Raw genomic sequence first — 26158 nt, 5'->3', positions numbered from 1 at the left:
GAAGGCCTGCGCACAAATGCGCCGGGGCCTCGCGCATTCCGTGGAAAGGGGCGGCCAAAAGCCGCCCGACGAGACACACCCCACATCACATCGTCATCACAAAGCGACCTGATCGACTGAACCCCCCTGTCACGCAATGTAACGTCGATTAGGTGCGTACCGAAGACAAGCTCCTCAAGGAGGAGCGACCCACCGATCTCGCGCGGCGCGATCCCACGCGACCGCGGATGACCCGAACACGCTTCTGGCTGCTCGGAACCACCCTCGCGGTCTACGCCGCGACCGTGATCGGCGTGCTCACCACCTCCTGGCTGGTGGAGTTCGACTGGCAGGTCATGCTGTTCCGGCCCTACAAGCAGTGGCCGGAGTTCCACATGTTCCTGGACTACTTCGTGGTGATGGGCCAGCGCGGCCCCACCGCGGTGGCGGTCGCCGCGTGGCTGGGGTGGTGCTGCTACCAGCAGCGCACCCTGCGCCCGGGGCTGGTGCTGGGCACCTCGCTGCTGCTGCTGAACATGACCGTGGGCGCCGTGAAGATCGGCTTCGGCCGGCTCGGCCCGCACTACGCGACGAGCGTCGGCTCCAATGAGATGTGGCGCACCGGCGATATATTTCCTTCGGGTCACACCGCGAACGCCGTGGTCACCTGGGGTGTGCTGGCCTATCTGGCGACCACTCCCCTGGCCCGCAGGATCGCCTCGCTGATCGCCGCGGGCTTCGCCTTCGGCGTCGGCATGACGACCGTGTACCTGGGCACCCACTGGCTGAGCGACGTGGTGCTGGGCTGGGCCGCCGGCGTGCTGGTCCTGCTGGCCCTGCCGTGGCTGGAGCCGGCGATGGCCCGTGCCGAGGTGCTGCTGCTGAGCCTGTACCGGCGGCTGCGCGACGGCCGGGTGCCGGTGCCCCTGCCCTCCGCGCGACCGGCCTCCGGCCCCGCCCTGGCCACGCCGCGGGCCGCGCGCGACGACGAGGCTCCGCTGCGCGAGCCGGTGAGCGTGGTCGGCCGGCCGGGCTCCACCGGGCGGGTGCCCGAGGCGCGGCCGCACCACGCGGGGCGGCAGCACACGGTCCGCTCCGAGCGCACCCCGGTCACCCCGGTCGGCAGCCGCCGGCCGCCGCACGCCGACCGCGTGCCGCGCTCCTCGACCCCGTTCGGCCCCTCGGCCGGGCGCGGCCGCACCCCGGCCACGGGCGGCTAGCCGCCCCGGCCCACCGCGGGCCGGTACGCACACCCCCGCGGCCCGCACACAGCACAGACGACGGCCCCGGAGGCTCCTCGAGGGAGCTCCGGGGCCGTCGCCGTGTGTCGCCGTGCCCGCCCGAGCGGGCGGGCGGTCAGCCGCGCCAGCAGCGCCGTACGGCGTCGTCGGCGACCTCGAAGTTGATGCGGCCGCGCAGGTACTCCATCGTGATGATCACGCCCGGCGGCAGCGCCCGCACGGTGGTCCAGCCGCGCTCGCGCGCCACCTCCTCGGCGGTCCGGGCGTCGAGCCCCACATAGCTGTCGAGGTCGTCGTCGGGTTCGGCCGGAAGGTTCGGTACAGGTCCCATGACAGCCACCGTAGGCGCAGCCGGACAGGTGGGAAAGGAACACCTTCCGGCGTGCTGCGGAGCACACCGACAACGCCTCATCCGCCCCGCGTCCGCCATTCGTCACACTTGTGTCACAGAAAACACGCCCGGGTTTGTCATCGACTTTGTCACTCTTACGAGCCGCGTGTTGACGCCCGAAAGATGACGGAGAGTTTTGGCCGGTATCCGCTGGCAAAGACGTGGTTCTGGTATAGGCGCGGGGCCCGCCCATGACATGCCCCGGGGGATTTCATCGGCCGCAGGAATATGCCACCGCCGATCGGGCACCCGGCATCCGGAGCGCACAATTCCGACACAAATCGGGGAATTCGAACCCCAAGGTTTACCCCGCCGGGACCGCGGTACCCGGCGCCACCGAGGCGAACATGACAGACACATCCGATGGACCCCGCAAGAAGACGACGGCGACCAGCGGCCCGAGCCCACTGGCGCTCCTGCGATCCGCCCGGGAACAGCTCGTCGAACTGACGGGCCTGTACCCCGAGTCGCTGCCCCGCCTGGAGCAGACCGACGACGGCTGGGTGCTGGACGCCGAAGTGGTGGAGCTGGCCCGGGTGCCGGAGTCGATGAGCCTGATGGCCTTGTACGAGGTGACTCTCGACCCGGACGGCCAGCTCACCGGCTACCGGCGCATCCGCCGTTACGAACGCGGGCGAAGTGACCGCGGCTGACCGGCAGGGGGAAAACGGCCGGCCCGGCCGGACACGAGAGGACACACACGACATGACCACGGTTGTTCCGGCACAGCAGAGCAGGGGCGGGGGCGGCACCAGCGGTCTCTACGACGTCCTGGAACTGATCCTCGACCGCGGCCTGGTGATCGACGCGTTCATCCGCGTCTCCCTGGTCGGCATCGAGATCCTCAAGATCGATATCCGGGTCGTGGTGGCGAGCGTCGACACCTACCTCCGGTTCGCCGAGGCGTGCAACCGCCTCGACCTGGAGGCCGGTCCGAACAAGTCCCCCGGCATCCCCGAGATCCTCGACGGCGCCACCGAGAGCGGTGCCCGCAGCAAGACCAAGGGCGCGCTGTCCGGGGCCGGCGAGACCGTCTCCAAGGCCGCCCACTCGGTGGCCGATGCGCTCCGGGGCGACGAGGAGCCCGAGGAGGAGCCCGCCCGTACCCGGTCCCGGCGCCCGGCGGCCCGGAAGTCCGCGCCGAAGAAGGCCGACGAAAGCTGAGGAGAGAGAGCTGATGAGCACCTATGTGTACGGGATCGCCCGCGGCACCCTCCCTGACCTCGGCGACACGCTGCTCGGCATCGGTGATCCACCGCTGCCGGTGCGCGCCCTCAACGAGGGCGAGCTGGCCGCGATCGTCAGCGACTGCCCGCCGGAGCTGAAGCCCCGGCGCCGCGACCTGCTGGCCCATCAGCACGTACTGACCGAGGTGAGCGACAAGCGCTCGGTGCTGCCGATGCGGTTCGGCTCGGTCTCCGCCAGCGACGAGGACGTCCGCACGGTGCTGAGCCAGCACGCCGACCGCTACGAGGACCAGCTGCGGCGGCTGGCCGACCGGGTCGAGTACAACGTCAAGGCGGTGCACGACGAGGACGCGGTGCTCCACCAGGTGCTCTCCGAGGAGCCGGAGCTGCGGCTGATGGCCGAGGCCAACCGGGCCGCGGGCGGCGGCACCTACGAGGAGCGGATGCGCTTCGGCGAGCGGGTGGCGAACGCGGTGCGGGCCCGTGAGGTGCGCGACGCGCGGACCGTGGAGGAGGCGCTGGCCCCGGCCGCCGAGGCGGTGCGCCCCGGCCCGGAGGGCGGCGGCTGGTTCCTGAGCCTGTCGGTGCTGCTGGCCAAGGACGGTTCCGAGCCGCTGCTCGAAGCGGTCGCCGACCTGGAGAACGCCCACCCCTGGATGAAGCTGCGGGTGAACGGCCCGCTGCCGCCCTACAGCTTCGTCGAATCCTGATGCTGCTGATCGGCTGGGTGCTCAGACAGGTGCTCGCCGCGGCGGAGCGCGAGTACTACGACCCGGCCGCGATCCAGCGCGAACTGATGGCCCTGGAGCAGCGGCTGGAGGACGGGGAGATCGACGAGGCGGAGTTCGAGCGGCATGAGGACGTGCTGCTCGACCGGATGGAGGAGGCGCAGCAATGGGCGAACGGGACCCTGTGACCACCGCGTACGGCTCCGCGGCGGGATACGGCTCGCGGGCGCCGTACGGTGCCTCCGGCTCGTCCGGGCTCGCCACCCGTGGTGATTCGGCCAACCTCGCCGACATCCTGGAGCGGGTGCTCGACAAGGGCGTGGTCATCGCGGGCGACATCCGCATCAATCTGCTCGACATCGAACTCCTCACGATCAAGCTGCGGCTCATCGTGGCCTCCGTCGACAAGGCCAGGGAGATGGGCATCGACTGGTGGGAGCACGACCCGTCGCTGTCGTCGCGCGCCCGCCGCGACCCGGCGCCGGCGCCCGCACCGGCACCGGCGCCGCCGGTGGAGAACGGCACGAGCGAGGAGGCGGCCGGATGACCGACGCGACCCATGTGACCGACGCGACGGACACGGCGGAAACGGCCGCGGCGACCGGAACGCTGGAGTACGCGTACGCCGTCGTCCGCGAGGCCGACATCCCGCGTACCGCCCTGGAGCGGGTGCGCGGGGTCGCGGGCGAACCGGTGCGCGCCGTCCCTCATCTGGGGCTCGCCGTGCTGGCGGGCCCCGTCCCGGCCGCCGACTTCGACGAGGGGCCGCTGCGCGAGCGGCTGGAGGACCTGACGTGGCTGGAGGGCGTCGCCCGCGCCCATCAGCGGGTGGTCGACACGGCCGGGGCGGACACCTGTGTCATCCCGGTCCGGATGGCCACCGTCTGCCGCGGCGAGGAGGGGCTGCGGCGGCTGCTCGCCACCGGCCGGGACCGGTTCACGACGGCACTGGACCGGCTGGAGGGCCGGGTGGAGTGGGGCGTCAAGGTGTACGCGGCCCCCGCCCCCGCTGAGGAGCCGTCCGCCGAACCCTCGGCCGCCACCTCGGGCCGCGACTATCTGCGCCGCCGCGGCGCGCAGCGGCGCGCCTCCGAGGAGCGCTGGGGGCGCACGGAGGAGGGTGCGCGCCGGGTGCACGAGACGCTGGCCGCGCTCGCCGAGGGCGCCCGGCTGCATCCGCCGCAGGACGTACGGCTGTCCGGCGAGGCGGACCGCAATGTGCTCAACGCGGCGTATCTCCTGCCGCGCGAGGACAGCGAGGCGTTCGCGGAGCAGGTGGGCCGGCTGGCCGGGCGCGAGCCGGGGCTGCGGCTGGAGCTGACCGGCCCGTGGGCGCCGTACTCCTTCGTCGCCGCCGAGGGCAACGGGCGGGCCGAACCATGACCACGAGCCCACTCGCCCACCGGCAGATCGCCCTGGTGGACCTGCTGGACCGGCTGCTCGCGGGCGGCGTGGTCATCACCGGCGACGTGACCCTGCGCATCGCCGACGTCGATCTCGTACGCATCGATCTGCGCGCGCTCATCAGCTCGGTGAACGAGAACGTGCCGTCTCCCTGGGAGGAACCGTGAGCCGGAAGCTGGAGCTGGACCAGGACACGGTCGAGCGCGATCTGATGAAGCTGGTCCTGACCGTCGTCGAACTGCTGCGGCAGCTGATGGAGCGGCAGGCGCTGCGCCGGGTGGACCAGGGTGACCTGACGGAGGACCAGGAGGAGCGGATCGGGCAGACCCTGATGCTGCTGGAGGACCGCATGGGGACGCTGTGCGACCGCTACGGCATCAAGGAGTCCGACCTCAATCTCGACCTCGGGCCGCTCGGCCCGCTGCTGCCCCCGCGAGAGTGACGGCACTCTGAGCGCGTGACACCCGGGACATAGCCTCGCACCCTTCCACAAACAGGGCGATCATGGCCGGAACCGACCGCAGCCGGTCGACCTCAGAGAGCCCCAGGGAGCCCCGATGGTGACAGAGACCGCGCGTCCCGCGGCCGGACCGGCCGGACGGTCACGGCTCCCGCGCCGGGGCCGGGTGATGGTCGACTGGCTGACCACCACCGACCACAAGAAGATCGGCCACCTCTATCTGATCTCCTCGTTCGGCTTCTTCCTGGCGGGCGGCGTGCTGGCGCTGGTGATGCGCGCCGAACTGGCCAGGCCCGGGATGCAGATCGTCTCCCAGGAGGCCTACAACCAGGCGTTCACCCTGCATGGCACGATCATGCTGCTGCTGTTCGCGACGCCCGCCTTCGCCGGGTTCGCCAACGAGATCATGCCGCTGCAGATCGGCGCTCCCGATGTCGCCTTCCCCCGCCTCAACATGCTGTCGTACTGGCTGTATCTGTTCGGCGGGCTGATCGTGGTGGGCGGCCTCATGGTGCCCGGGGGCGGCGCGGACTTCGGCTGGACCGCCTACGCTCCGCTGAACAGCGCGGTGCGCTCCCCCGGCATCGGCGCCGACATGTGGATCATGGGTCTCGCGCTCTCCGGTTTCGGCACCATCCTCGGCGCGGTGAACTTCCTGACGACCATCATCACGATGCGCGCCCCGGGGATGACGATGTTCCGGATGCCGATCTTCACCTGGAACACCCTCTTCACCTCGATCCTCATCCTGATGGCGTTCCCGGTGCTGGCGGCGGCGCTGCTGGTGCTGGAGGCGGACCGGCGGTTCGGGGCGGTGGTCTTCGACGCGGCGAACGGCGGGTCGCTGCTGTGGCAGCACCTGTTCTGGTTCTTCGGCCATCCCGAGGTCTACATCATCGCGCTGCCGTTCTTCGGCATCATCACCGAGATCATCCCGGTCTTCTCACGCAAGCCGGTCTTCGGCTATCTGACGCTGATCGGCGCGACGATGGCCATCACCGCCCTGTCGATGGTGGTCTGGGCGCACCACATGTTCGCCACCGGGGCGGTGTTGCTGCCCTTCTTCTCCCTGCTGTCCTTCCTGATCGCGGTGCCCACCGGGGTGAAGTTCTTCAACTGGATCGGCACCATGCTGGGCGGCTCGCTGTCCTTCGAGGCGCCCATGCTGTGGGCGGTCGGCTTCCTGGTGAGCTTCCTGTTCGGCGGGCTGACCGGCGTCATCCTGGCCTCGCCCCCGCTGGACTTCCACGTCACGGACACCTATTTCGTCGTCGGCCACTTCCACTACGTGGTCTTCGGGACCGTCGTGTTCGCGACGTTCGCGGGCTTCTACTTCTGGTGGCCCAAGTTCACCGGGAAGATGCTGGACGAGCGGCTGGCCCGGATCCACTTCTGGACGCTGTTCACCGGCTTCCACGCCACGTTCCTGGTGCAGCACTGGCTGGGCGCGGAGGGCATGCCGCGCCGCTACGCCGACTATCTGGCGGCGGACGGCTTCACGGCGCTCAACACGGTCTCCACGATCGGCGCCTTCCTGCTCGGGATCTCGACGCTGCCGTTCCTCTACAACGTCTGGAAGACGGCCAAGTACGGCGCGAAGGTCGAGGCGGACGACCCCTGGGGGTTCGGCCGCTCGCTGGAGTGGGCGACCTCGTGCCCGCCGCCCCGCCACAACTTCCTGACCCTGCCGCGGGTGCGCACCGAGTCGCCCGCCTTCGATCTGCACCATCCCGAGGTGGCCTCGGCCGAGCAGGAGCGGGACCAGCAGCTCAAAGGCCGGGGCGCGGTCAGCCCGGGGCCCGGTCGTGGCCCAGGGAACGGTCCAGCCGGTCCCTGATCGCGCGGATGTGCTGGTTGAGTTCGGCCGGCTCCCGCACCTCGAAGTCGAAGCCGGTCAGCACGATGTGGACCACCAGCGCGTCGAGGGCGTGGGCGCCGGTGTGCAGCAGACAGCTGTGCTCGTCGACCGGCTCCACCACCCCCACCAGGGGCGGGATGCGCTCCGCCGCCCGCTCGGCGGGCACCCGCAGCAGGACCGTGGCCCGCTCCCGGTAGACGGCGTGGGACACGCCCCGGGAGACGTACGCCGCGAGATCGTCAGCGGGTGGGCGGCGCGGGGTGAAGCGGGGGCCGTGCGGCGGGGTGGGGGTGATGCGGTCGGCCCGGTACGTACGCCAGTCGTCCCGGTCCACGTCCCAGGCGACCAGGTACCACCGGCGCTGCGCGGCGACGAGGCGGTGCGGTTCGGCGGTGCGGCGGGTGACCGCACCGCCGTGGTCGCGGTACTCGAAGCGCAGCCGCTGGGCGTCCCGGCAGGCGCCCGCCAGCTCGGTCAGGACGGCCGGGTCCACGCCGGGGCCCCGGGCCAGGCCGGGCATCGGCACGATGAACGAACTCAGCGCGCTCACCCGGCGGCGCAGCCGGTCCGGCAGCACCTGTTCCAGTTTGGCGAGGGCGCGCACCGACGTCTCCTCGATGCCCTCGACGCCGCCCGCGGCCTGGCGCAGCCCGACCGCGACCGCCACCGCCTCCTCGTCGTCCAGCAGCAGCGGCGGCAGCTGGGCACCCGCGCCGAGCCGGTAGCCGCCCGCCGTACCGGGCGCGGAGTGCACGGGGTAGCCCAGCTCGCGCAGCCGGTCGATGTCGCGGCGCACCGTGCGCGGGGTGACGGCGAGCCGGTCGGCGAGGTCCGCGCCGGACCATTCGCGGTGGGCCTGCAGCAGGGAGAGCAGACGGAGCAGCCGGGCCGAGGTCTCCAACATGGGGCCGAGTCTGCCAGCCCTTGAGGACAGGCCACGTCCTCAAGGGCACCGCGGACACCACACTGTGCCGGGGGCGCTCAGTCCGGGTCGGCGACCTTCACCGACAGATCGTTGTCGACGGTGTAGTACGGACGGACCGTGGCGGTGCCGTGCGGGGCGTCGACCGTCCGCGCCGGATAGGTGAAGATCTCCTTCTTGTCCGCGACGTCGTCCAGTATCCGGGCGAGCCGGACCGGGGCCGCCGTGCCGTTCGCCGGGCGCAGCCACAGGTCCCACAGGTCCGTGCCGCCGCCCCAGCTCTCCGCGAGCCGCGCGTAGGAGAGGGTGAAGGAGAAACCGGCGCCGTCCGCCGTCACCGGCGCGGTGCGCACCAGGTCAGGGTCCCGGCGGCAGCGGGCCTCCACCACCGCGCCGTCCAGCCAGTCGGCCGGCGACTCCACCCGGTACAGCCGCCCGCCGGCCGTCATCGTGCCGTCGTCCAGCCGGATCTCCCCGGCCTCGGCGTGCGGCACCCGGCGCCAGGTGCGCAAGCTGAGGTTGCCGTGCTTGGTGGCGTAGGGGATGCGGACGGACAGCGGCGAGGTGCTGGGGCCGGGCCTGCGGTCGACCAGCGAGCGCAGATCGTGCAGGCCGGGGGCGAGCCGCCGCGGCTCCTGGTCCCCGTACGCCACGAACACGTCCCAGCGGCCCTCGGGCAGGGCGACGGTGCCGGGCAGCGCGGCCTGCAGCCGCCCGTCGGCGGTGGGGCCGAGCGGCAGCCGGACCTCGCCGTCCTCGGCGGGGCCGGCGCCGCGCCGCATCAGCACCAGCGCGCCGTTCCAGTCGTCGTAGCTCCCCGGCTCCGGGCGGACCCAGTCCGCGATGTGGAAGGTGAGTCCACCGGCGGAGTCCGCGACGCAGTCGGCGCGCGTCGCGGTGGCCTCGGTGGCTTCCTTCATGCTGTCCCCCTCGATGGGCTGGGTGGGCTCGGCCGATCTCGCTGTCACGCTCCCGGTTCCCCTCATGCCACTCGCACCCTTCGCATCGCCTCGGTCGTCGCCAACGCCCCGCCGACCAGCGAGCCGCGGGCCCGGTGCAGCGTGCCGCGCAGTCCGCCGCGCGCCCTCAGATCGGTGAAGAGGGTCTCGTAGCGGCCCGCCACCCGGGACGGGTCGAAGCGGGCGGAGTCCTTCAGCGCCGCCTGGCCCATCTGCTGCCGCAGTTCGTCGTTGTTGATGAGGTCCAGCAGCGCCCCGGCGATCGCGTTGGTGTCACCGGAGGGCACGAGGCGGCCGTCCACGCCGTTGTCGATGATCTCGGCCGGGCCGTGCGGGCAGTCGGTGGCGACCACCGGCAGGCCGCAGCGCATCGCCTCCACGATGGTCATGCCGAACGACTCCAGGCTGGAGGTGACGGCCGCTATCGAACCCTTGGCCCACTCGGGGTCCAGGGGGTTGGCGGGGCCCATGAGGAAGACGTGGTTGTAGAGGCCGAGCTTGTCGATGAGGGCGCGCAGCTTGGCGCGCTGCTCGCCGCCGCCGTAGATCCGCAGCCGCCAGTCCGGCCGGGCCTCGCTGACCTTGGCGAACGCCCGTATCAGCAGGTCGTACCTTTTCACCGGGGCGAGCCGGCCGGCCGCGACGACCCATTTTCCGGTGCCGTCGGCCGGTTCCAGACCGGGCGCGGGGACGCTGTTGGGCACGGACTCGATCCGTACGCCCGGCAGCCGCATCTGGCCGCGGTAGTCCTTGGCGTCGGCCTCGGTGACGGTCGTCACCGCGTCCAGCCGCGGGTAGAAGCCGCGCAGGGTCCGCGTCAGCCCCGGGGAGTGGGTGCTGAGCGTCAGATGCTCCTGACCGACCCGGACCGGGCCGCGGCGCGCCTCCCGGGCGATGTGCACATTGAGGCCCGGGCGGGTGCCGACCACCACATCGGCCTGGAGCCGCCGCAGATGCTCGCCGATCCGGCGGTCGGTCAGCTCGCTGTACTGCTGGTACCGGCCCTCGGCCGCCGGGAAGACCTTCGCGGGCCGCGTGTACGCGGGGTCGTCGCCCTCGTAACCCGGGCTGTTCTTACGGATGTCGACGAGATGCGCGAGCCGCACGTTCGGGCCGGGGTCGAAGACCGGCCGGTCCCGGTGGCGGAACACCGAGACGATCTCCACGTCGTGCTGCTCCCCCAGCGTGCGGGCGAGGTTGTACGTGGTCCGGATCGTCCCGCCGATCCCGTACGCGTTGTGAATCAGGAATGAGATGTGCATCCGTCCCGTATCCCACCGTATCCCCGCGGACGGGGTGTCTCGTCCGCCTACCACGACGTAAGACAACGAAAGCGGCCGCAGGGTTGGGCGGCATCACTGTCTTGTTCCCCAACAGATAGGAAATCGGTAGCCAATTCAGGGAACTTCCACGGGAACTCCCGCATCACAGGTGTGACGGGCGGTGGCCGCGTGACCCCCGCCGTGGATGGCCGTTGTCTACGTATGAGCCGGGGACCGCCCGGCCATGGACCGAGACCGAGGAGCCACCCGTGCCGCGCATGCTCGACGTCAGCGATGACGTACGCGCCGAGATCGGCGACGAAGAAGCCGACCGGCTGCTCGCCGGCGACAACGCCCCGGGCGCCTACGACTGCACGTCCTGCCGCACCCCCGGCAACTCCGACCAGGAGCGCACCAGCACGGTGCTGTTCGTGGGGCAGGAAACCGCCGTGCTCGCGTTCGCGCACGCCACCTGCGTCCCCTCCCAGGTCGTCCCGGTCTCCGAGGAGCAGCTGGCCGGTGCGGTACGGTCCATCACCGCCGAGGAGTCCTCGCCGTACGCGGCCGAGCCGCCCCCCGGGCAGCCCGCCGCCTACCCCCACTCCGCCCCGCCGCCGCCCCAGCAGGCAGTGCTCGGCGTCACCAGCGGGGTGGTGCTGGTGGGCGGGGAGCAGCGCCCGGCGCTGGTCGTCGAGCCGACCGGGCCGATCACCCGGCCCGGCGCGACCGGGCACGGCGACGACTTCCTGCCGCTCCTCACCGAGCAGGGCTTCCTGCCGGTGATCGACCTCGGCCGGCCGCCGGTGGCCATTCCCGGCTGGTCGGTGCTGCTCGCCATGGGGCAGCTGCACGCGGTGCTGATGCCGACGGCCAACGGCGGCTCCCCGGTGGCCTGGTGGCAGGCGCACAGCCCGATGCCGCTCAGCGAGGGCTGGCGCAGCGCGGTGGGCCGCTCCCAGCAGGTCCTGGTGTACGCGGCGGCGGCGGGCACGATCGGCACCCAGCCGCGGGAGGACCAGCTGCGCGCCGCCCTGGACCGGGCCGCGGCGCGCGGCGCGCTGGTCGGCGCCTCGATGCCGCTCGCGGGCACCTGATCCGGTGACCCACCCCGTCCCGGGCTGCCGCTGCCTGACCCAAGCGGCCCATTCGCCGCCGATGCCGCATCCCAAGGGCGGCCTGGTCGTTGGCACATACGTGCACGGATACGACCTCCCCTACCGCTCCCCCTCTTACGCCCACATCCCGGCCATGCGCCCGGCGCTGGAGGCGTCGCCCGACCCGTGGCGGCACTCCGCGACGCCGATCTACGACGCGCTGTACGCGGAGTACCGGCGGCTGTTCCGGGCGCTGCCCGGCGACCGGTCGGACGAGGAGGATCTGGGGTTCGTCGCGTTCAGCGCCATCGGCCAGCCCCGCGGCCTGACCAGCGGCGGCCACGGCGGGGCCTGGGACACCGGCGGGCTGTACTACCGCACGTACCTGCCCGCGCTGCCGCCCGGTCCGCGCGACGGGCGGTACTGAGCCACCCGAGGGTGGCGCCACCTCGTGGCGGTGGCGCCCCCGCTCGCGGTCGTCACTTCTTGCGGCCGCGCTTCTCGCGCACCCGCACCGAGATCTGGATCGGGGTGCCCTCGAAGCCGAACTCCTCGCGCAGCCGCCGCTCGACGAAGCGGCGGTAGCCCGCCTCCAGGAAGCCTGAGGCGAAGAGGACGAACCGCGGCGGCCGGGTGCCGGCCTGGGTGCCGAAAAGGATGCGGGGCTGCTTGCCGCCGCGGATCGGGTGCGGGTGGGAGGCGACGATCTCGCCGAGGAACGAGTTCAGACGCCCGGTCGGCACCCGGGTCTCCCAGCCCGCCAGCGCCGTCTCGATCGCCGGGACGAGCTTTTCCATGTGGCGGCCGGTGCGGGCCGAGACGTTGACCCGGGGGGCCCACTGGATCTGCCCCAGCTCGGTCTCGATCTCGCGCTCCAGGTAGTAGCGGCGCTCCTCGTCGAGGGTGTCCCACTTGTTGTACGCGATGACCAGCGCGCGCCCGGCCTCCACGGCCATCGTGATGATCCGCTGGTCCTGGACGCTGATGGACTCGCTGGTGTCGATGAGGACCACCGCGACCTCGGCCTTCTCCACGGCGGCCGCGGTGCGCAGCGAGGCGTAGTAGTCGGCGCCCTCCTGGAGGTGGACCCGGCGGCGGATACCGGCGGTGTCCACGAACTTCCAGGTGATCCCGCCGAGTTCGATCAGCTCGTCGACCGGGTCGCGGGTGGTGCCCGCGACCTCGTTGACGACCACGCGCTCCTCGCCCGCCACCTTGTTGAGCAGTGAGGACTTGCCGACGTTGGGGCGGCCGATGAGCGCGATGCGGCGCGGACCGCCGACCGTGGCCCCGAAGGTCTGGGCCGGGGCATCGGGCAGCGCCTCCAGCACCGCGTCGAGCATGTCACCGGTGCCGCGGCCGTGCAGGGCGGAGACCGGGTGCGGCTCACCGAGGCCCAGCGACCACAGCATCGCCGCGTCCGCCTCGCCGCTCGGGCCGTCCACCTTGTTGGCGCACAGCACGACCGGCTTGCCGGCCCGGCGCAGCAGCTTGACCACGGCCTCGTCGGTGTCGGTCGAGCCGACCGTGGCGTCCACCACGAAGACGACCGCGTCGGCGGCCTCGATGGCGAACTCCGCCTGGGCGGCCACGGACGCGTCGATGCCGAGCACGTCCTGTTCCCAGCCGCCGGTGTCGACCACCTTGAAGCGACGCCCTGACCACTCGGCCTCGTAGGTGACCCGGTCGCGGGTGACGCCCGGCTTGTCCTCGACGACCGCCTCACGGCGGCCGATGATCCGGTTCACCAGGGTCGACTTGCCGACATTCGGGCGGCCGACGACGGCGAGCACCGGCAGCGGGCCGTGCCCGGCGGCGGCGAGGTCGCCCTCGACCTGCTCCAGGTCGAAGCCCTCCTGCGCGGCGAGCTCCATGAACTCCGCGTACTCGGCGTCGCCCAGCTCTCCGTGCTCGTCGCCGCCGCTGTGGATCTGGTCGTTCATGAAGTGATGTCCTCGTCGTCCCTCAGTGCCGCGCGCCCTGGTGGGCACGCGGGTCTATGTCTCGTTGTGGCGGCCCGTGAGCCGCCGGGCGCTCCCCAGGTGCTCGCCCAGACGCTTCTGGATGAGCACGGTCGCCTCGTCCAGCGCCGCCCTGGTCCGCCGGCCGCTGCCGTCCCCCGCCTGGAACGGGTCGCCGTAGACCACGTCGATCCGGCTGCGCAGCCTCGGCAGCGCCCGGGCCCGCCCGTCGGCGCGGCGCTGCTCGCCGGTGCCGAGCACGGCCACCGGCACGATCGGGGCGCCGGACCGTACCGCGAAGTACGCGAGCCCCGAGCGCAGCGACGCGAAGTCGCCCTCGCCGCGGGTGCCCTCGGGGAAGATCCCCAGCATCCCGCCGCGCTCCAGCACACCCAGCGCATGAGTGATGGCGGTGCGGTCGGCGGTCGTACGGTCCACCTTCAGCTGGCCGATGAAGCGCAGGAACGGGTCCAGCGGACCGATGAACGCCTCCTTCTTGACCAGGAAGTGCAGCGGCCGGGGCGAGGTCCCGATCAGCATCGGTCCGTCGATGTTGTGGGAGTGGTTCCCGGCCAGGATGACGGGCCCGGCGGAGGGGATCCGCCACGCGCCGAGCACCCGCGGCCGCCACAGCCCGTACATCAGGCCGATGCCGATCCGGCGCCCCACCACGGCGCCGGACGCGCTCGGCAGCGCCGGGTCGGCGGTGGCGGTCATGCGGCGGCCCGCTTCTCCTCGACCAGCGTGACCACGCATTCGATGACCTGGTCGAGGGTGAGGTCGGTGGTGTCCACCTCGACCGCGTCGTCCGCCTTGGCGAGCGGCGACGCCTTGCGGCCCGAGTCGGCGGCGTCCCGCTTGGCGAGCGCCGCCTGGGTGGCGGCCAGGTCGGAGGCGTCCTTGCCCTTCAGCTCACCGCTGCGGCGGGCGGCCCGCGCCTCGGCGGAGGCGGTGAGGAAGATCTTGAGGTCGGCGTCCGGAAGCACGGTGGTGCCGATGTCCCGGCCCTCGACGACCATGCCGCGCGGCGCCTCGGTGGCGATCGTCCGCTGCAGCTCGGTGATCACCTGGCGCACCTCGGGGACCGCGCTGACCGCGCTGACCCGGGAGGTGACCTCCTGGGTGCGGATCGGCCCCGAGACGTCGGTGCCGTCGACGGTGATGGTCGGGGCGGCCGGGTCGGTGCCGGAGACGATGACCGGCTTGCGGGCGGCGTCGGCCACGGCGACGGCGTCCTCGACGTCGATGCCGTTGTTCACCATCCACCAGGTGATCGCCCGGTACTGGGCGCCGGTGTCCAGGTAGCCGAGGCCGAGCTTGGCCGCGACGGCCTTGGAGGTACTGGACTTGCCCGTGCCTGCGGGGCCGTCGATCGCGACAATCACTGCTGCCGGGGCGGTCCGGGCGGCGGTTTCCACGGTGACAGACACCTTTCGTATGCACGGGGCTGGGTTGAACGGAGCTAGCTTGAGCCCCGGACAAGGTTACTGGCTCATCCGGGGCGCCCGGTCACGGCCGGACGTCACCGGATGTCACGGCCGGATGTCGCGGCGGACGTCACTGCCGGATGTCACTGCCGGATGTCACTGCCGGATGGACCAGCCCCGCTCGCGGAGGGCCGTGGTCAGACCGGGGGCGGCGGCGGGCTCCACCATCAGCTGGATCAGGCCCGCCTGCTGGCCGGTGGCGTGCTCGATCCGTACGTCCTCGATGTTGACGCCCGCCCGGCCCGCGTCGGCGAAGATCCGGGCCAGCTCGCCCGGCTGGTCGCCGATGAGGACCGTCACAGTCTCATAGGCGGCCGAGGCGGCGCCGTGCTTGCCCGGCACCCGCTCGCGCCCTGCGTTGCCGCGGCGCAGCACGTCCTCGATACCGGCCGCTCCCCCGCCGCGCTTGGCGTCGTCGGCCGACTGCAGCGCGCGCAGCGCCCGTACCGTCTCGTCCAGGTCGGCGGCGACTGCGGCGAGCACATCGGCGACCGGGCCGGGGTTGGCCGACAGGATGTCGATCCACATCGCGGGGTCGGAGGCCGCGATCCGGGTCACATCACGGATGCCCTGGCCGCACAGCCGCACCGCGGTCTCGTCGGCGTCCCGCAGCCGCGCCGCGACCATGCTGGAGAGCAGGTGCGGGGTGTGCGAGACGAGCGCCACGGCCCGGTCATGCGCGTCGGCGTCCATCACCACGGGCACGGCGCGGCACAGCGCGACCAGTTCCAGTGCGAGATTGAGCACTTCGGTGTCGGTGTCGGCGCCGGGTGTGAGCACCCATGGCCGCCCCTCGAACAGATCCGCGGTCGCGGCCAGCGGCCCGGAGCGCTCCCGCCCGGCCATCGGATGCGTACCGATGTACCGGGTCAGGTCGCAGCCCAGCTCCTCCAGCTCACGCCGCGGCCCGCCCTTGACGCTGGCCACGTCCAGACACGCCCGCGCCACGCCCCGGCGCAGCACGTCGGCCACGGTCCGGGCCACATACGCGGGCGGTACGGCGACGATCGCCAGGTCCACGGGCCCGTCCGGCTCACCTTGCGTCCCGGCCCCGAGCGCCTCAGCGGTACGGACCGCGTCCGCGTCGTGGTCGGCGAGGTGGACGTGGATGCCACGGCCCGCGAGGGTCAGCGCGGCGGAGGTACCGATCAGTCCGGTACCGATGACGAGGGCTGTTCTCACTGGGCGATGTCCTTGCGGAGGGCCGCCGCGGCGCCGAGGTACACATGGGCGACGTCGGTCTTGGCGAGGTCGGTCTCGACATGCGCGAGTATCCGGACGACCCGCGGCATGGCCCCGGCGATGTCCAGCTCCTGCGCGCAGATCAGCGGCACGTCGGTGATCCCCAGCTTGCGCGCGGCCACCGCGGGGAAGTCGCTGTGCAGGTCGGGCGTGGCGGTGAACCACACGCTGATCAGGTCGTCCGGCACCAGGCTGTTGCGCTCCAGGATGGCGGTCAGCAGCTCGGAGACCTGCTCCCGCATGTGCCCCGCCTCGTCCCGCTCCAGCTGAACCGCCCCGCGGACCGCTCGTACCGCCACGTCTGTGCTCCCTGCCCGTGCTGTGCCTGTGCCGCGCCCGCCGCGTCCCCGCGCGTCGTACGCGTCCCCAGTGTCCCCGATCAGCCTAACCAGCCGGTACCGCCACCCGCTCACGCGTCCCGCGGGTGGCTCAGAGGTCGACCTCGCGCATCAGCATGCCGACCTCGGTGTTGGTGAGGCGGCGGAGCCAGCCGGACTTCTGGTCGCCCAGGGGGATGGGGCCGAAGGCGGTGCGGACCAGCTTCTCGACCGGGAAACCGGCCTCGGAGAGCATGCGGCGCACGATGTGCTTGCGGCCCTCGTGGAGGCTGACCTCGACGAGGTAGTTCTTGCCGGTGTTCTGGACCACCTTGAAGTGGTCCGCGCGGGCGTAGCCGTCCTCCAGCTCGATGCCGTTCTTGAGCTGCTTGCCGAGGTCGCGCGGCAGGGGGCCCTGGATGGCGGCGAGGTAGGTCTTCTTGACGCCGTAGCGGGGGTGGGTGAGGCGGTGGGCCAGCTCGCCGTGGTTGGTGAGCAGGATGATGCCCTCGGTCTCCGTGTCGAGGCGGCCGACGTGGAAGAGCCGGGTCTCGCGGTTGGTGACGTAGTCGCCCAGGCACTGGCGGCCGTCCGGGTCCTCCATGGTGGAGACCACACCGGCGGGCTTGTTCAGCGCGAAGAACAGGTACGACTGGGTGGCGACCGTCAGGCCGTCGACCTTGATCTCGTCCTTCTCCGGGTCGACGCGCAGTCCCTGTTCGGTGACGATCTTGCCGTTGACCTCGACCCGGGCCTGTTCGATCAGGTCCTCGCAGGACCGGCGCGAGCCCATGCCCGCGCGGGCCAGGACCTTCTGCAGCCGCTCGCCGTCCTGCTCGCCGAAGGTCTTGGGCAGCTTGGTCTGCGGCTTGTTGTGGCGGGCCCGGTTCCGCTCCTCTATCTGCGCCTCGTACTCGCGCGGGCGGGCCGGGGCGTTGGGCTTCCGGCCGCGGCCGCCGACGCCCTTGGGGGCGCCGCTCTTGGCCGCGCCGCCCCGGGGGCCGCCGCCGCTCTGCTTCGGGGCGCCCGCGTCGTAACGGCGCTCCTCGGGGCGGGGGCGACCGGTGCGCTTCTGCTTGTCGTCGCGCCCGTTCCCGGCCCCCCGGTAGTTCTTGCCGCCGCTGCTGCCTCCGCTGCCGCCGCTACCGCTGCCCCTGCTGTTCCTGCCGCTGCTTCGCATCAAGTTTCCGTCTGAGAGTGGCTGCTGTCGTGTACGTCTGCATCTGTGTCCGGTGCGTCCGGGTCGAACGACGGCACGCCCTCCTGGGACTCGCCCTCGACCGCGTCCACCTCGGGGAGGAACGGTGCCAGCTCCGGAAGCTCCTCCAGGCCGCGCAGGCCCATCCGCTCCAGGAAGTAGTTCGTCGTCCTGTACAGGATCGCACCTGATTCGGGTTCCGTGCCCGCCTCCTCCACCAGTCCGCGCTGCAGGAGGGTGCGCATCACGCCATCGCAGTTCACGCCACGGACGGCGGAGACGCGGGAACGGCTGACCGGCTGACGGTACGCGACCACCGCGAGGGTTTCCAAAGCGGCCTGGGTGAGCCGGGCGTGCTGACCGTCCAGAACGAAGCCCTCGACGGCCGCGGCGTACGCGGGCCGGGTGTAGTACCGCCAGCCGCCCGCGACCAGCCGCAGCTCGAATCCGCGGCCCTGCGCCGTGTACTCGTCCGCCAGCTCCCGCAGCGCCTCGGCGATCGCGCGGCGCGGGCGGTCCAGCACCTTGGCGAGGTGTTCCTCGGTGGCGGGTTCGTCGACGACCATGAGGACGGCCTCCAGCGCGGGCCTGAGGTCGAGCGCCGCGACCTCGGAGAGTTCCGCCTCGGTCGAGGTGGCCGGTTCACTCATGTCCGTACCTCCTGTGCCTGGTGCTTCTGCGGTTCGTCGAACTCGTCGGTGACCAGCGGCCGCTGTCCGTCCTCCGCGCCCGTCCAGCGCACCATGAGCGCCCCCAGCGCCTCCGGCTGCTCCAGGCGGACCGCGCGCTCCCGGTACAGCTCCAGCAGGGCCAGGAAGCGGGCCACGACGGTGAGCGTGTCCGGCGCGTCCTCGGTGAGCGCGGCGAAACTGGCCTCCCCCAGCTCCCGCAGCCGCCCCACCACCACCTCCGCCTGCTCCCGCACGCTCACCAGCGGGGCGTGGATGTGGTCGACGTACACCTGCGGCTTGGGCTTGGCCTGCATCGCCTTGACGGCCAGCTTGGCGAACCCCTCCGGGCCGACGCGGATGACGACATCGGGCAGCAGGTCGGCGTGGTGCGGCTCCAGGCCGACCGTGCGGGGATAGCGGCGGGCCTCCTGGATCAGCCGGTCGTGGAAGATGTCCGCGACCTGCTTGTACGCGCGGTACTGGAGCAGCCGCGCGAACAGCAGGTCCCGGGCCTCCAGCAGCGCCAGGTCCGCCTCGTCCTCCACCTCGGCGGCGGGCAGCAGCCGGGCCGCCTTGAGGTCGAGCAGGGTCGCCGCGACCACCAGGAACTCGGTGGTCTGGTCGAGGTCCCAGTCCGGCCCCATGGCCCTGATGTGCGCCATGAACTCGTCGGTGACCTTGGAGAGGGCGACCTCGGTGACGTCCAGCTTGTGCTTGGAGATCAGCTGGAGGAGCAGGTCGAAGGGGCCCTCGAAGTTGTCGAGCCGCACGGTGAACGTGCCGTTGCCGTTCTCGGTGCCGTCGCCGCCCTCGGTGCCTTCGCCGTCTTCGGCATGCTCGCCGTCCGTACCGGTGCCGCTGTCGCCGTCAATGTCACCGTCGCCGTCGCCGGAAGGGTCCGTAGCGACGTCGGGCGGCGGCGCCCCATGGCCCCGGGCGGCGTTCTCGTCCGCCGCGTCCTCGCCCCCGGCGCGTTCATGCGCGGGCTCGGACTCCCCGCCGGGCTCCCCCGGCGCGACCGCGTGCCCGGACGGCGCGTCGTCGGCGCTGCCGGGCGTCGTGTGCGCCTCAGGGGCCTCCGGAGCCTGTGCCGGGGCGCTTACCGCGTCCTGGGGGCCGGAGCCGGCCGCGGCGGCAGCCGGGGACGCCGTGTCCGCCTCGGGTGCCGCGAGCCCGGCGGGCGGGGGCGCGCCGGGGCCTCGGCCCAGGGGGCGGCGGCGGGGCGACGGGTCGTTGGTCGGCATCGCGGTCCAGGGTGCTCATCGAGGCCGGGCGGTCAGCCCGCGATCGGGGCAGGCTATCGCCCGGCCCGGTCAGCGGCCGCGCAGGCGGCGCACCAGAATGCTCGCGTCGCCGCGCGACTCGAGGTCGGCGAGGACGACCGCGACCGCCTCGCGGACGATCCGGCCGCGGTCGACCGCGAGTCCGTGTTCGCCCCGCAGCACCAGTCGCGCGTGTTCGAGGTCCATCAGCTCCTCGGCGGAGACGTAGACCGTGATCTTCTCGTCGTGGCGCTCGCGCCCGCTGGGCCGCCGGTTGGCCGCGCGGGCGCGGCGGCGGGCGGGGCCGCCCTGGGCGGCCGGGGACGCGCCGTCGGACGCCTGGCGGCCCTTGGCGGGCCGCTCCCCGGCCCCGGTGCCGTTCGCGGCCGCCGCGGCGGGGCGTCCACCGGCCGCGTCCTGGGGCGTGCTCTCGCGTCCCGTGTGTTCGGCCGCGCCGGACTGCTCGCCCCCGTCGGCCGGTGCGCCGCCCGGCGCCGCCTCGCCGCCCGGGTCGGACTCGGAGGCAGGGGCGGGCACCCGTGGGGCCTCGCCGTTCGCCTGGCGGCGGCCGGACGCGGGCGAGGAGGACTGCAGACCCATCCCTCCGGTGGTACGGAACAGTTCGTCGGCTCCCGGCAGACTCACTCGGCGTGACACCGGGCGAGCACCTCCCTGGCGAGCTGGCGATAGGCGGCGGCACCGACGGAGTTGGACGCGTACGTGGTGATCGGCTCACCGGCGACCGTGGTCTCCGGGAAGCGGACCGTACGGCCGATGACCGTGTGGTAGACGTGATTGTCGAACGCCTCGACCACGCGGGCGAGGACCTCACGGCTGTGCACGGTGCGCGAGTCGTACATGGTGGCGAGGATGCCGTCGAGCTCCAGGTCGGGGTTGAGCCGCTCCTGGACCTTCTCGATGGTCTCCGTGAGCAACGCCACACCGCGCAGCGCGAAGAACTCGCACTCCAGCGGCACGATCACCTTGTGCGCCGCGGTCAGCGCGTTGACGGTGAGCAGGCCGAGCGAGGGCTGGCAGTCGATGACGATGTAGTCGTAGTCCGCCATCAGCGGCTTGAGCGCCCGCTGCAGCGTGGACTCGCGGGCCACCTCGCTGACGAGCTGCACCTCGGCGGCCGACAAGTCGATATTGCTGGGCAGCAGGTCCATGTTGGGCACGGCCGTCTTCAGCAACACCTCGTCGGCCGACATGCCCCGCTCCATGAGCAGGTTGTAGACGGTGAGGTCCAGCTCCATGGGGTTGACCCCGAGGCCGACCGACAGCGCGCCCTGCGGGTCGAAGTCGACGAGCAGGACCCGGCGTCCGTATTCGGCGAGGGCCGCGCCCAGGTTGATGGTGGAGGTGGTCTTGCCGACGCCGCCCTTTTGGTTGCACATCGCGATGATCTTCGCGGGGCCGTGGTCGGTCAGCGGCCCCGGGATCGGGAAGTACGGCAGCGGCCGGCCGGTGGGGCCGATGCGCTCGCGTCGCTGGCGGGCCGCGTCGGGGGCGAGGGTCGCCGCGTACTCGGGGTCGGGCTCGTACTCGGCGTCCGGGTCGTAGAAGTGCCCGTCGGGCAGGTCGTCGTAGTCGGCGAAGCGGGCGGGTTCGTTGCCCCCCTGGTCGCCGGCCATGGCGTTCACGTGATGGCCGTCCATGCTGTGGCTCTGGTGGGCTGTCGTCATGCTCGTCACGCTCTGCTGGGTTGCGAAGGTACGGACAGCGACGGAGCCGACAGCCTCCAGCCCCGAGGGGCCCTGGCCCCGCGCAGCCGGTCCTGGTTGACCACCCCCGGGAGAAAATGTCGACTCATTCACAAGTCGTCCTACCTCCTTGGTGACCAGGAAATTTCTCGATAGGTCAGCGTGACACCATGCCGACGGTTGGCGACTCTATGGCGTGTCGGCGGTCCTCAGCAACACAATCCACCGGAGACGGCACGATGTGTCGGCAATCGAACACCCCGATGTCAAGGGCGTATGGACGGCGCCGCGGAGATTTCACCACCCCCCAAAGCGTCTGGATAGTTACATTCAGGGCGAGTTGACCGAAGCCCGAGCCGGGCCTGATCCGGGGCGTTCCGGACACACCCGCGGCCGGGTCCCGTCTCTCGACAAGACCCGGCCGGATGCTCGGTGTTGACCCGATGTTGACGGCCCGCGTTGACCGTCCGTCGACCGGAGTTGACCGGCCGCGCGGCCTCAGCCGATCAGCGAGGTCAGTTCGACGGAGGGCAGCCCGTGGGCCTCGGCGACCGGCCCGTAGACGACCTGGCCCTCATGGGTGTTGAGCCCCTTGGCCAGCGCCGCGTCCCGGCGCACCGCCTCCCGCCAGCCGCGGTTGGCCAGCTCGACGATGTACGGGAGCGTGGCGTTGGTGAGCGCGTGGGTGGAGGTGTTGGGCACCGCGCCCGGCATGTTGGCCACGCAGTAGAACACCGAGTTGTGGACCGTGAAGGTCGGCTCCGCGTGGGTGGTGGGACGCGAGTCCTCGAAGCAGCCGCCCTGGTCGATCGCGATGTCGACAAGGACACTTCCCGGCTTCATGCGGGACACCAGCTCGTTGGTGACCAGCTTGGGCGCCTTGGCGCCGGGGATGAGCACCGCGCCGATGACGAGGTCGGCGCCGAGGACCGCCTTCTCCAGCTCGTAGGCGTTGGAGGTGATGGTCTGCACCCGGTTGCCGAAGATCCGGTCGGCCTCGCGCAGCTTGTTGATGTCCTTGTCGAGCAGGGTCACGTGGAAGCCCATGCCGATGGCGATCTGCGCGGCGTTCCAGCCGGAGACGCCGCCGCCGATGACGACCGCGCGGGCGGCGGCCACGCCGGGCACACCGCCGGGCAGCGCGCCGCGGCCGCCGGCCGAGCGCATCAGGTGGTACGCGCCGACCTGCGGCGCGATCCGGCCCGCGACCTCGGACATCGGGGCGAGCAGCGGCAGGGTGCGGTTGGCGGACTCGACGGTCTCGTACGCGATGGCGGTGGTGCCGGACTCCAGCAGCGCGTCGGTGCACGCGCGGGAGGCGGCGAGGTGGAGGTAGGTGAAGAGCGTCTGGTCCTTGCGCAGGCGGTGGTACTCCTCCGCGATCGGCTCCTTGACCTTCAGCAGCAGGTCGGCGGTGGCCCAGACCTCGTCGGCGGTGGCGAGGATGCCGGCGCCGGCGGCGATGTACTCCTCGTCCGTGATGGAGGAGCCCAGACCGGCGCTCTGCTCCACGAAGACCTCGTGGCCGTTGCGTACCAGCTCGTGCACGCCTGCGGGGGTGATGGCCACGCGGAACTCGTTGTTCTTGACCTCGCGGGGGATACCGACCTTCACGTCGATCACGGTCCTTGAAATGGGGGGACTAAGGGCTTGACCGGTCACAACCGGTCATGGACCGGCCGGAACCGGCCATAGAAGGCAAAATGGAACATGTCCGCATGCCCGTGACGATCGCAGCGATCGCGGTACAGCCAGTGTAATGAAGGACGTCGCGCTGTCTAGCCTTGCATTGCTTCAATCTTTAGCGAGACCACCACTAATTTCGTAGGTCGACTCGCGATCTCCCTTCAGTCCCGGGGTTCGCGGGCCCTCGGCGTCATGGGCCCTCACCCCGCTGTGACCTGGCCCACTCGTCCGCCCGGCGCGCCGCCGCGGCCGCCTCCGACCAGGTGCGCAGCGCCTCCTTCGACCGCCCCGTCTTCTCCTGGGCCTTCGCCGTGCCGCTCAGCGCCCGGGCGTACCCCTCCAGGTCCCCGGCCCGGCGGCAGGCGGCCGCGGCGGCCCGCCAGTCGCGCAGCGCCTCGGCCCAGCGGCCCGCGTAGCCGCGGACGGTGCCGAGACGGGCGTACAGCCGGGCCTCGGCGGCCAGGTCGCGGCGGCTCAGCCGCAGTTCCAGGGCGCGGCCGTACCAGTCGGCGGCCCGGTTCCAGTCCTCCAGCTCCTGGTACGTCCCGCCGATGGACTCCAGGGCCCGCCCGGTCGTGTACGGGTCGTCCGCCGCCCGGGCCGCCTCCAGCGCGCCCTTGTAGCGGGCGAGCGCCTTGTCGATCCGGCCCGCGCCCGCGTCCAGGTCGCCCAGGTTCAGCAGCGCCGCCGCCCGTTCCACCGGCAGATCACGGCGCCGGGCCACGTCCAGCACCAGCTGGTGGAGCCCGTACAGTTCGGGCGCCGCGCCCTCGGCGCCCCGGTGCGCGGTCAGCGCGTGGGTCAGCGCGGCCACCAGCCGTCGCGCCAGGGTGTCGACCTCGCCCGCCTCGACGGCCAGCCGGGCGGCCTCCACCAGCGCGGGCAGCCGGCTCTCCAGCCACTCCCCCGCCGCCTCCGCCGACGGGAACCGCAGCGACCCCGGCAGCGCCGCCAGCTTCTTGCGGGCCGGGGAGCCCGGCGGCTCGGCCGCCAGCCGGCAGGCATGCAGCTGCCGTACGGTGCGCTCCAGCATCCGCGCCCGGGCCAGCTCCACCTCCGCCGGGCGCTCCGTCGCCGCCAGCAGCGCGCGCAGCAGCGGGTCGAGGCAGCCGGGCACCTCGTACCGGCCCTTCTCGCGCGGCCGCAGCATCCCGTACGCGGCGAAGCCCTCCAGCGCCGCCCGGCCGTCCGCCACCGAGCATCCGGCCAGCGCGGACGCCGTGTGCGCGTCGGCCGAACCGGCCGGTGCGAGCGCCAGCAGCCGCAGCATCCGGGCGGCGGCGGGGGGCAGCGAGCCGTACGCCAGCCGGAAGGCGCGGGCCAGCGGGCGGGCGCCGCGGTCCACGTCCCCGTCGGACGGGGGCAGTTCGCGCAGCCGCTCGATGACGTCGGACACCGAGTCCTTGGGCCGGGCGGCGAGCCAGCCGCCGACGAGCACGAGCGCGGCGGGCTGACCGGCACACTCCTCGACCAGGGTCTGCGCGGCCACCGGGTCGCAGGTGATCCGGGTGGGCCCGGCGTACTGCGCCAGCAGCCCGACCGCCGCGCTCACGTCCAGCCCGCCGAGGGTGCACGGGCGGACGTCCGGGACGCCGGTCAGCGGGCCACGTGAGACCGCGATGACCAGGCAGTCGGGCTCGTCCGGCAGCAGCGCGTCCACCTGCTCGGCGCCCGCGACGTCGTCGAGCAGCAGCAGGACCCGCTTGCCGTTCAGCGTGTCGCGCAGGGTTTCCCCCAGCTCGTCCTCGTCCGCGCCCGGCGGGGCGGTCACGCCGAGCCTGACCAGCAGGTCGCGGGCCGTCCGCTCGGTGGGCACGGGGTCGCCGGAGGACGTCATCAGCCGGGCCCGCAGCACCCCGTCGGGGTAGTCGTCCGCCAGCCGCCGGGCCAGCTCCTCGGCCAGCGCCGTACGGCCCCAGCCGGGCCGCCCCGCGATGAGCAGCACCCGGCTGCGGGCGGTCTTGCGGCCCGCGATCGTGTCGAGCCCGGCGCGGTCGATGTCGGCCCGCAGCGCGAGCAGCTCCCGGCGGCGGCCCGCGAAGCCCCGGCCCACGGTGGCGGCCGCCGCGAACAGCACCGCGCGCGTCGCGCCGCTCCACACCCCGCCGTCGGCCGCGCCACGGGCCGGAGGCACTCCGTCCGCATCCACGTCCACGGGTTCGCCCAGGGGCTCCCCGTCGGTGTCGACCGCCTGCTCCGCCACGGGCCCCACTCCCGTCCACCTGCGCATACGAGCCCGCCGCGGCTGCGGTCAGGGTTCGTACGAGCGTAGTTCACTCCGCGTCAGGTCCCGGGCACTCCGGGCCGGTGACGCGGTCCGAAAATCACCCCATCGGATGGTGGGACCACCGGATGCCGCCCCTCGGCCCCGAGACCGGTCAGGAGCGCGGGGTGCGGCAGGGCTGAGGGTCGGGGGTGGGGGGTGGGGGTTACGCCTCGAAGGGGCGGGCCGGCCAGGGGGCGTCGGCGGGGCGGAGGGCGTCCACGCCGTCGCCCGTCAGGGCGGCGTGGAGGGCCAGGACGCCCACCGCGAGGCAGTTGTTGTGCAGGTCACCGGCCAGCACACGGCGCACCAGCTCGTCCAGCGGCACCCGGGCCAGCTCCATGTCGGCCTCCTCCTCGGAGACCTCGTAGCGCTCCCCGTCCGCCGCCGAGATCTCCCGGGCGAGGAAGATCCGTACGGCCTCGTCGCAGCCGCCGGGCGTGGTGTAGACGTCCGTCAGCACGCGCCAGTCCTCGGCCTTGACGTGGGCCTCCTCGTACAGCTCGCGCTGCGCGGCGTGCAGGGGGTTCTCGCCGGGGATGTCGAGGAGCCCGGCCGGGATCTCCCAGAGCCGGTGGCGGACCGGGTGGCGGTACTGGCGCAGCACGATGACGCGGCCGGTGTCGTCGAGGGCCAGGACGGCGACGGAGCCGGGGTGGACCTGGTAGTCGCGGGTGACCGTCGTGCCGTCGGGCATGACGACCTCGTCGGTGCGCACGCTCGTCTTGTTGCCGGTGAACGGCGTGGCGGTGGCGACGGTCCGCCACTCCTCGGGGGTGTCCTGGATGCCCATTGCTCTGCCTCAGCGTCCTTTCCGCATGCGGTTGGCCGGGGGCGGCGGGCCGCTTGCGCGACGCCCGCGCCCCCGTCCCAACCGTAACGG

29 protein-coding genes are annotated in these 26158 nt (G+C 72.5%); 12 read left to right on the top strand and 17 right to left on the bottom strand.

Annotated elements, in window-relative coordinates; all coding sequences use genetic code 11:
* Window positions 1–152 precede the first annotated feature (152 nt).
* A complete protein-coding gene (locus ACFZCY_RS30520; RefSeq protein ID WP_391180321.1) occupies window positions 153–1199 on the top strand; it encodes a phosphatase PAP2 family protein in 1047 nt (348 codons plus the stop codon).
* 136 nt (window positions 1200–1335) lie between these two features.
* On the opposite strand, the gene ACFZCY_RS30515 is transcribed toward ACFZCY_RS30520, so the two are convergent.
* Window positions 1336–1551: an I78 family peptidase inhibitor gene (locus tag ACFZCY_RS30515; RefSeq protein ID WP_391180319.1), complete on the bottom strand. Its 216-nt coding sequence runs from the start codon at window positions 1549–1551 to the stop codon at window positions 1336–1338.
* 407 nt (window positions 1552–1958) lie between these two features.
* Between ACFZCY_RS30515 and gvpO the strand changes: the two genes are divergently transcribed.
* The 9 genes from gvpO (at window position 1959) to ctaD (ending at window position 7227) form a co-directional block, all read left to right on the top strand.
* Window positions 1959–2264, top strand: coding sequence for a gas vesicle protein GvpO (gvpO, locus tag ACFZCY_RS30510; RefSeq protein ID WP_391180316.1), 306 nt, complete (start codon window positions 1959–1961; stop codon window positions 2262–2264).
* Between the two features lie 52 nt (window positions 2265–2316).
* A complete protein-coding gene (locus ACFZCY_RS30505) occupies window positions 2317–2775 on the top strand; it encodes a gas vesicle protein GvpJ (protein ID WP_391180312.1) in 459 nt (152 codons plus the stop codon).
* Between the two features lie 13 nt (window positions 2776–2788).
* Complete coding sequence (locus tag ACFZCY_RS30500; protein ID WP_391180310.1) at window positions 2789–3508, top strand: GvpL/GvpF family gas vesicle protein; 720 nt, start codon at window positions 2789–2791, stop codon at window positions 3506–3508.
* Entirely contained in the window at window positions 3508–3714 is a 207-nt protein-coding gene (locus tag ACFZCY_RS30495) for a gas vesicle protein GvpG (RefSeq protein ID WP_391180307.1), read from the top strand. The genes ACFZCY_RS30500 and ACFZCY_RS30495 overlap by 1 nt, the downstream gene beginning before the upstream one ends.
* The gene (locus ACFZCY_RS30490; RefSeq protein ID WP_391180304.1) at window positions 3693–4073 is read left to right on the top strand and encodes a gas vesicle protein GvpJ; all 381 of its coding nucleotides are present in this window, start codon (window positions 3693–3695) and stop codon (window positions 4071–4073) included. Before ACFZCY_RS30495 ends, ACFZCY_RS30490 begins: the two co-directional genes overlap by 22 nt.
* The gene (locus ACFZCY_RS30485) at window positions 4070–4909 is read left to right on the top strand and encodes a GvpL/GvpF family gas vesicle protein (RefSeq protein WP_391180301.1); all 840 of its coding nucleotides are present in this window, start codon (window positions 4070–4072) and stop codon (window positions 4907–4909) included. The genes ACFZCY_RS30490 and ACFZCY_RS30485 overlap by 4 nt, the downstream gene beginning before the upstream one ends.
* The gene (locus tag ACFZCY_RS30480) at window positions 4906–5097 is read left to right on the top strand and encodes a gas vesicle protein (RefSeq protein ID WP_361485616.1); all 192 of its coding nucleotides are present in this window, start codon (window positions 4906–4908) and stop codon (window positions 5095–5097) included. Before ACFZCY_RS30485 ends, ACFZCY_RS30480 begins: the two co-directional genes overlap by 4 nt.
* Window positions 5094–5372 carry a gas vesicle protein K gene (locus ACFZCY_RS30475; protein WP_055553182.1) on the top strand — a complete coding sequence of 93 codons (279 nt, stop codon included), beginning with the start codon at window positions 5094–5096 and terminating at the stop codon, window positions 5370–5372. Before ACFZCY_RS30480 ends, ACFZCY_RS30475 begins: the two co-directional genes overlap by 4 nt.
* 115 nt (window positions 5373–5487) lie before the next feature.
* Window positions 5488–7227 carry a cytochrome c oxidase subunit I gene (gene ctaD, locus ACFZCY_RS30470; RefSeq protein ID WP_391180298.1) on the top strand — a complete coding sequence of 580 codons (1740 nt, stop codon included), beginning with the start codon at window positions 5488–5490 and terminating at the stop codon, window positions 7225–7227.
* Here ctaD and ACFZCY_RS30465 read toward each other — a convergent pair.
* The 3 genes from ACFZCY_RS30465 to ACFZCY_RS30455 form a co-directional block, all read right to left on the bottom strand.
* On the bottom strand, window positions 7178–8152 hold the full coding sequence (locus ACFZCY_RS30465) for a WYL domain-containing protein (RefSeq protein ID WP_391180296.1): 975 nt from the start codon (window positions 8150–8152) through the stop codon (window positions 7178–7180). The genes ctaD and ACFZCY_RS30465 overlap by 50 nt on opposite strands.
* Window positions 8153–8229: 77 nt before the next feature.
* Window positions 8230–9090: a hypothetical protein gene (locus ACFZCY_RS30460; protein WP_391180760.1), complete on the bottom strand. Its 861-nt coding sequence runs from the start codon at window positions 9088–9090 to the stop codon at window positions 8230–8232.
* A gap of 62 nt (window positions 9091–9152) precedes the next feature.
* The gene (locus ACFZCY_RS30455) at window positions 9153–10391 is read right to left on the bottom strand and encodes a glycosyltransferase (RefSeq protein WP_391180294.1); all 1239 of its coding nucleotides are present in this window, start codon (window positions 10389–10391) and stop codon (window positions 9153–9155) included.
* A gap of 269 nt (window positions 10392–10660) precedes the next feature.
* Here ACFZCY_RS30455 and ACFZCY_RS30450 point away from each other — a divergent pair, with 269 nt between their 5' ends.
* Together ACFZCY_RS30450 and ACFZCY_RS30445 are read left to right on the top strand one after the other, a co-directional pair.
* Window positions 10661–11485, top strand: coding sequence for a hypothetical protein (locus ACFZCY_RS30450; RefSeq protein WP_391180291.1), 825 nt, complete (start codon window positions 10661–10663; stop codon window positions 11483–11485).
* A gap of 61 nt (window positions 11486–11546) precedes the next feature.
* On the top strand, window positions 11547–11912 hold the full coding sequence (locus ACFZCY_RS30445) for a hypothetical protein (RefSeq protein WP_391180288.1): 366 nt from the start codon (window positions 11547–11549) through the stop codon (window positions 11910–11912).
* Window positions 11913–11964: 52 nt separating this feature from the next.
* Here the strand turns inward: ACFZCY_RS30445 and der are convergent, their stop codons facing one another.
* The 13 genes from der to ACFZCY_RS30380 all read right to left on the bottom strand — a co-directional run bounded on the left by der (window position 11965) and on the right by ACFZCY_RS30380 (window position 26068).
* Window positions 11965–13428, bottom strand: coding sequence for a ribosome biogenesis GTPase Der (gene der, locus ACFZCY_RS30440; protein ID WP_391180286.1), 1464 nt, complete (start codon window positions 13426–13428; stop codon window positions 11965–11967).
* Window positions 13429–13482: 54 nt separating this feature from the next.
* Entirely contained in the window at window positions 13483–14163 is a 681-nt protein-coding gene (locus tag ACFZCY_RS30435) for a 1-acyl-sn-glycerol-3-phosphate acyltransferase (protein WP_391180283.1), read from the bottom strand.
* A complete protein-coding gene (gene cmk / locus ACFZCY_RS30430; protein ID WP_391180280.1) occupies window positions 14160–14864 on the bottom strand; it encodes a (d)CMP kinase in 705 nt (234 codons plus the stop codon). The genes ACFZCY_RS30435 and cmk overlap by 4 nt, the downstream gene beginning before the upstream one ends.
* 165 nt (window positions 14865–15029) lie before the next feature.
* Window positions 15030–16115: a prephenate dehydrogenase gene (locus ACFZCY_RS30425; protein ID WP_391180278.1), complete on the bottom strand. Its 1086-nt coding sequence runs from the start codon at window positions 16113–16115 to the stop codon at window positions 15030–15032.
* Entirely contained in the window at window positions 16112–16474 is a 363-nt protein-coding gene (gene aroH, locus ACFZCY_RS30420; RefSeq protein WP_123103472.1) for a chorismate mutase, read from the bottom strand. The genes ACFZCY_RS30425 and aroH overlap by 4 nt, the downstream gene beginning before the upstream one ends.
* Window positions 16475–16604: 130 nt before the next feature.
* A complete protein-coding gene (locus tag ACFZCY_RS30415; protein ID WP_391180275.1) occupies window positions 16605–17672 on the bottom strand; it encodes a pseudouridine synthase in 1068 nt (355 codons plus the stop codon).
* On the bottom strand, window positions 17672–18340 hold the full coding sequence (gene scpB / locus ACFZCY_RS30410; RefSeq protein ID WP_391180272.1) for an SMC-Scp complex subunit ScpB: 669 nt from the start codon (window positions 18338–18340) through the stop codon (window positions 17672–17674). Before scpB ends, ACFZCY_RS30415 begins: the two co-directional genes overlap by 1 nt.
* Window positions 18337–19605 (bottom strand): segregation/condensation protein A, encoded by a 1269-nt coding sequence (locus tag ACFZCY_RS30405; RefSeq protein WP_391180269.1) that lies wholly within the window; start codon window positions 19603–19605, stop codon window positions 18337–18339. Before ACFZCY_RS30405 ends, scpB begins: the two co-directional genes overlap by 4 nt.
* A gap of 69 nt (window positions 19606–19674) precedes the next feature.
* Window positions 19675–20280, bottom strand: coding sequence for a hypothetical protein (locus tag ACFZCY_RS30400; protein ID WP_391180266.1), 606 nt, complete (start codon window positions 20278–20280; stop codon window positions 19675–19677).
* Window positions 20265–21281, bottom strand: a complete 1017-nt coding sequence (locus tag ACFZCY_RS30395) for an AAA family ATPase (protein ID WP_039939394.1) — start codon at window positions 21279–21281, stop codon at window positions 20265–20267. The genes ACFZCY_RS30400 and ACFZCY_RS30395 overlap by 16 nt, the downstream gene beginning before the upstream one ends.
* A 543-nt stretch (window positions 21282–21824) precedes the next feature.
* The gene (ald, locus tag ACFZCY_RS30390) at window positions 21825–22940 is read right to left on the bottom strand and encodes an alanine dehydrogenase (RefSeq protein ID WP_391180757.1); all 1116 of its coding nucleotides are present in this window, start codon (window positions 22938–22940) and stop codon (window positions 21825–21827) included.
* 262 nt (window positions 22941–23202) lie between these two features.
* Window positions 23203–25215 carry a tetratricopeptide repeat protein gene (locus ACFZCY_RS30385; RefSeq protein WP_391180264.1) on the bottom strand — a complete coding sequence of 671 codons (2013 nt, stop codon included), beginning with the start codon at window positions 25213–25215 and terminating at the stop codon, window positions 23203–23205.
* A gap of 226 nt (window positions 25216–25441) precedes the next feature.
* Entirely contained in the window at window positions 25442–26068 is a 627-nt protein-coding gene (locus ACFZCY_RS30380; RefSeq protein ID WP_391180261.1) for an NUDIX domain-containing protein, read from the bottom strand.
* Window positions 26069–26158: the final 90 nt, after the last annotated feature.

This window comes from Streptomyces sp. NPDC007983 (genome assembly GCF_042958345.1).
Taxonomy (GTDB): Bacteria; Actinomycetota; Actinomycetes; order Streptomycetales; family Streptomycetaceae; genus Streptomyces.
This window is presented reverse-complemented; position numbering and strand designations above follow the sequence as displayed.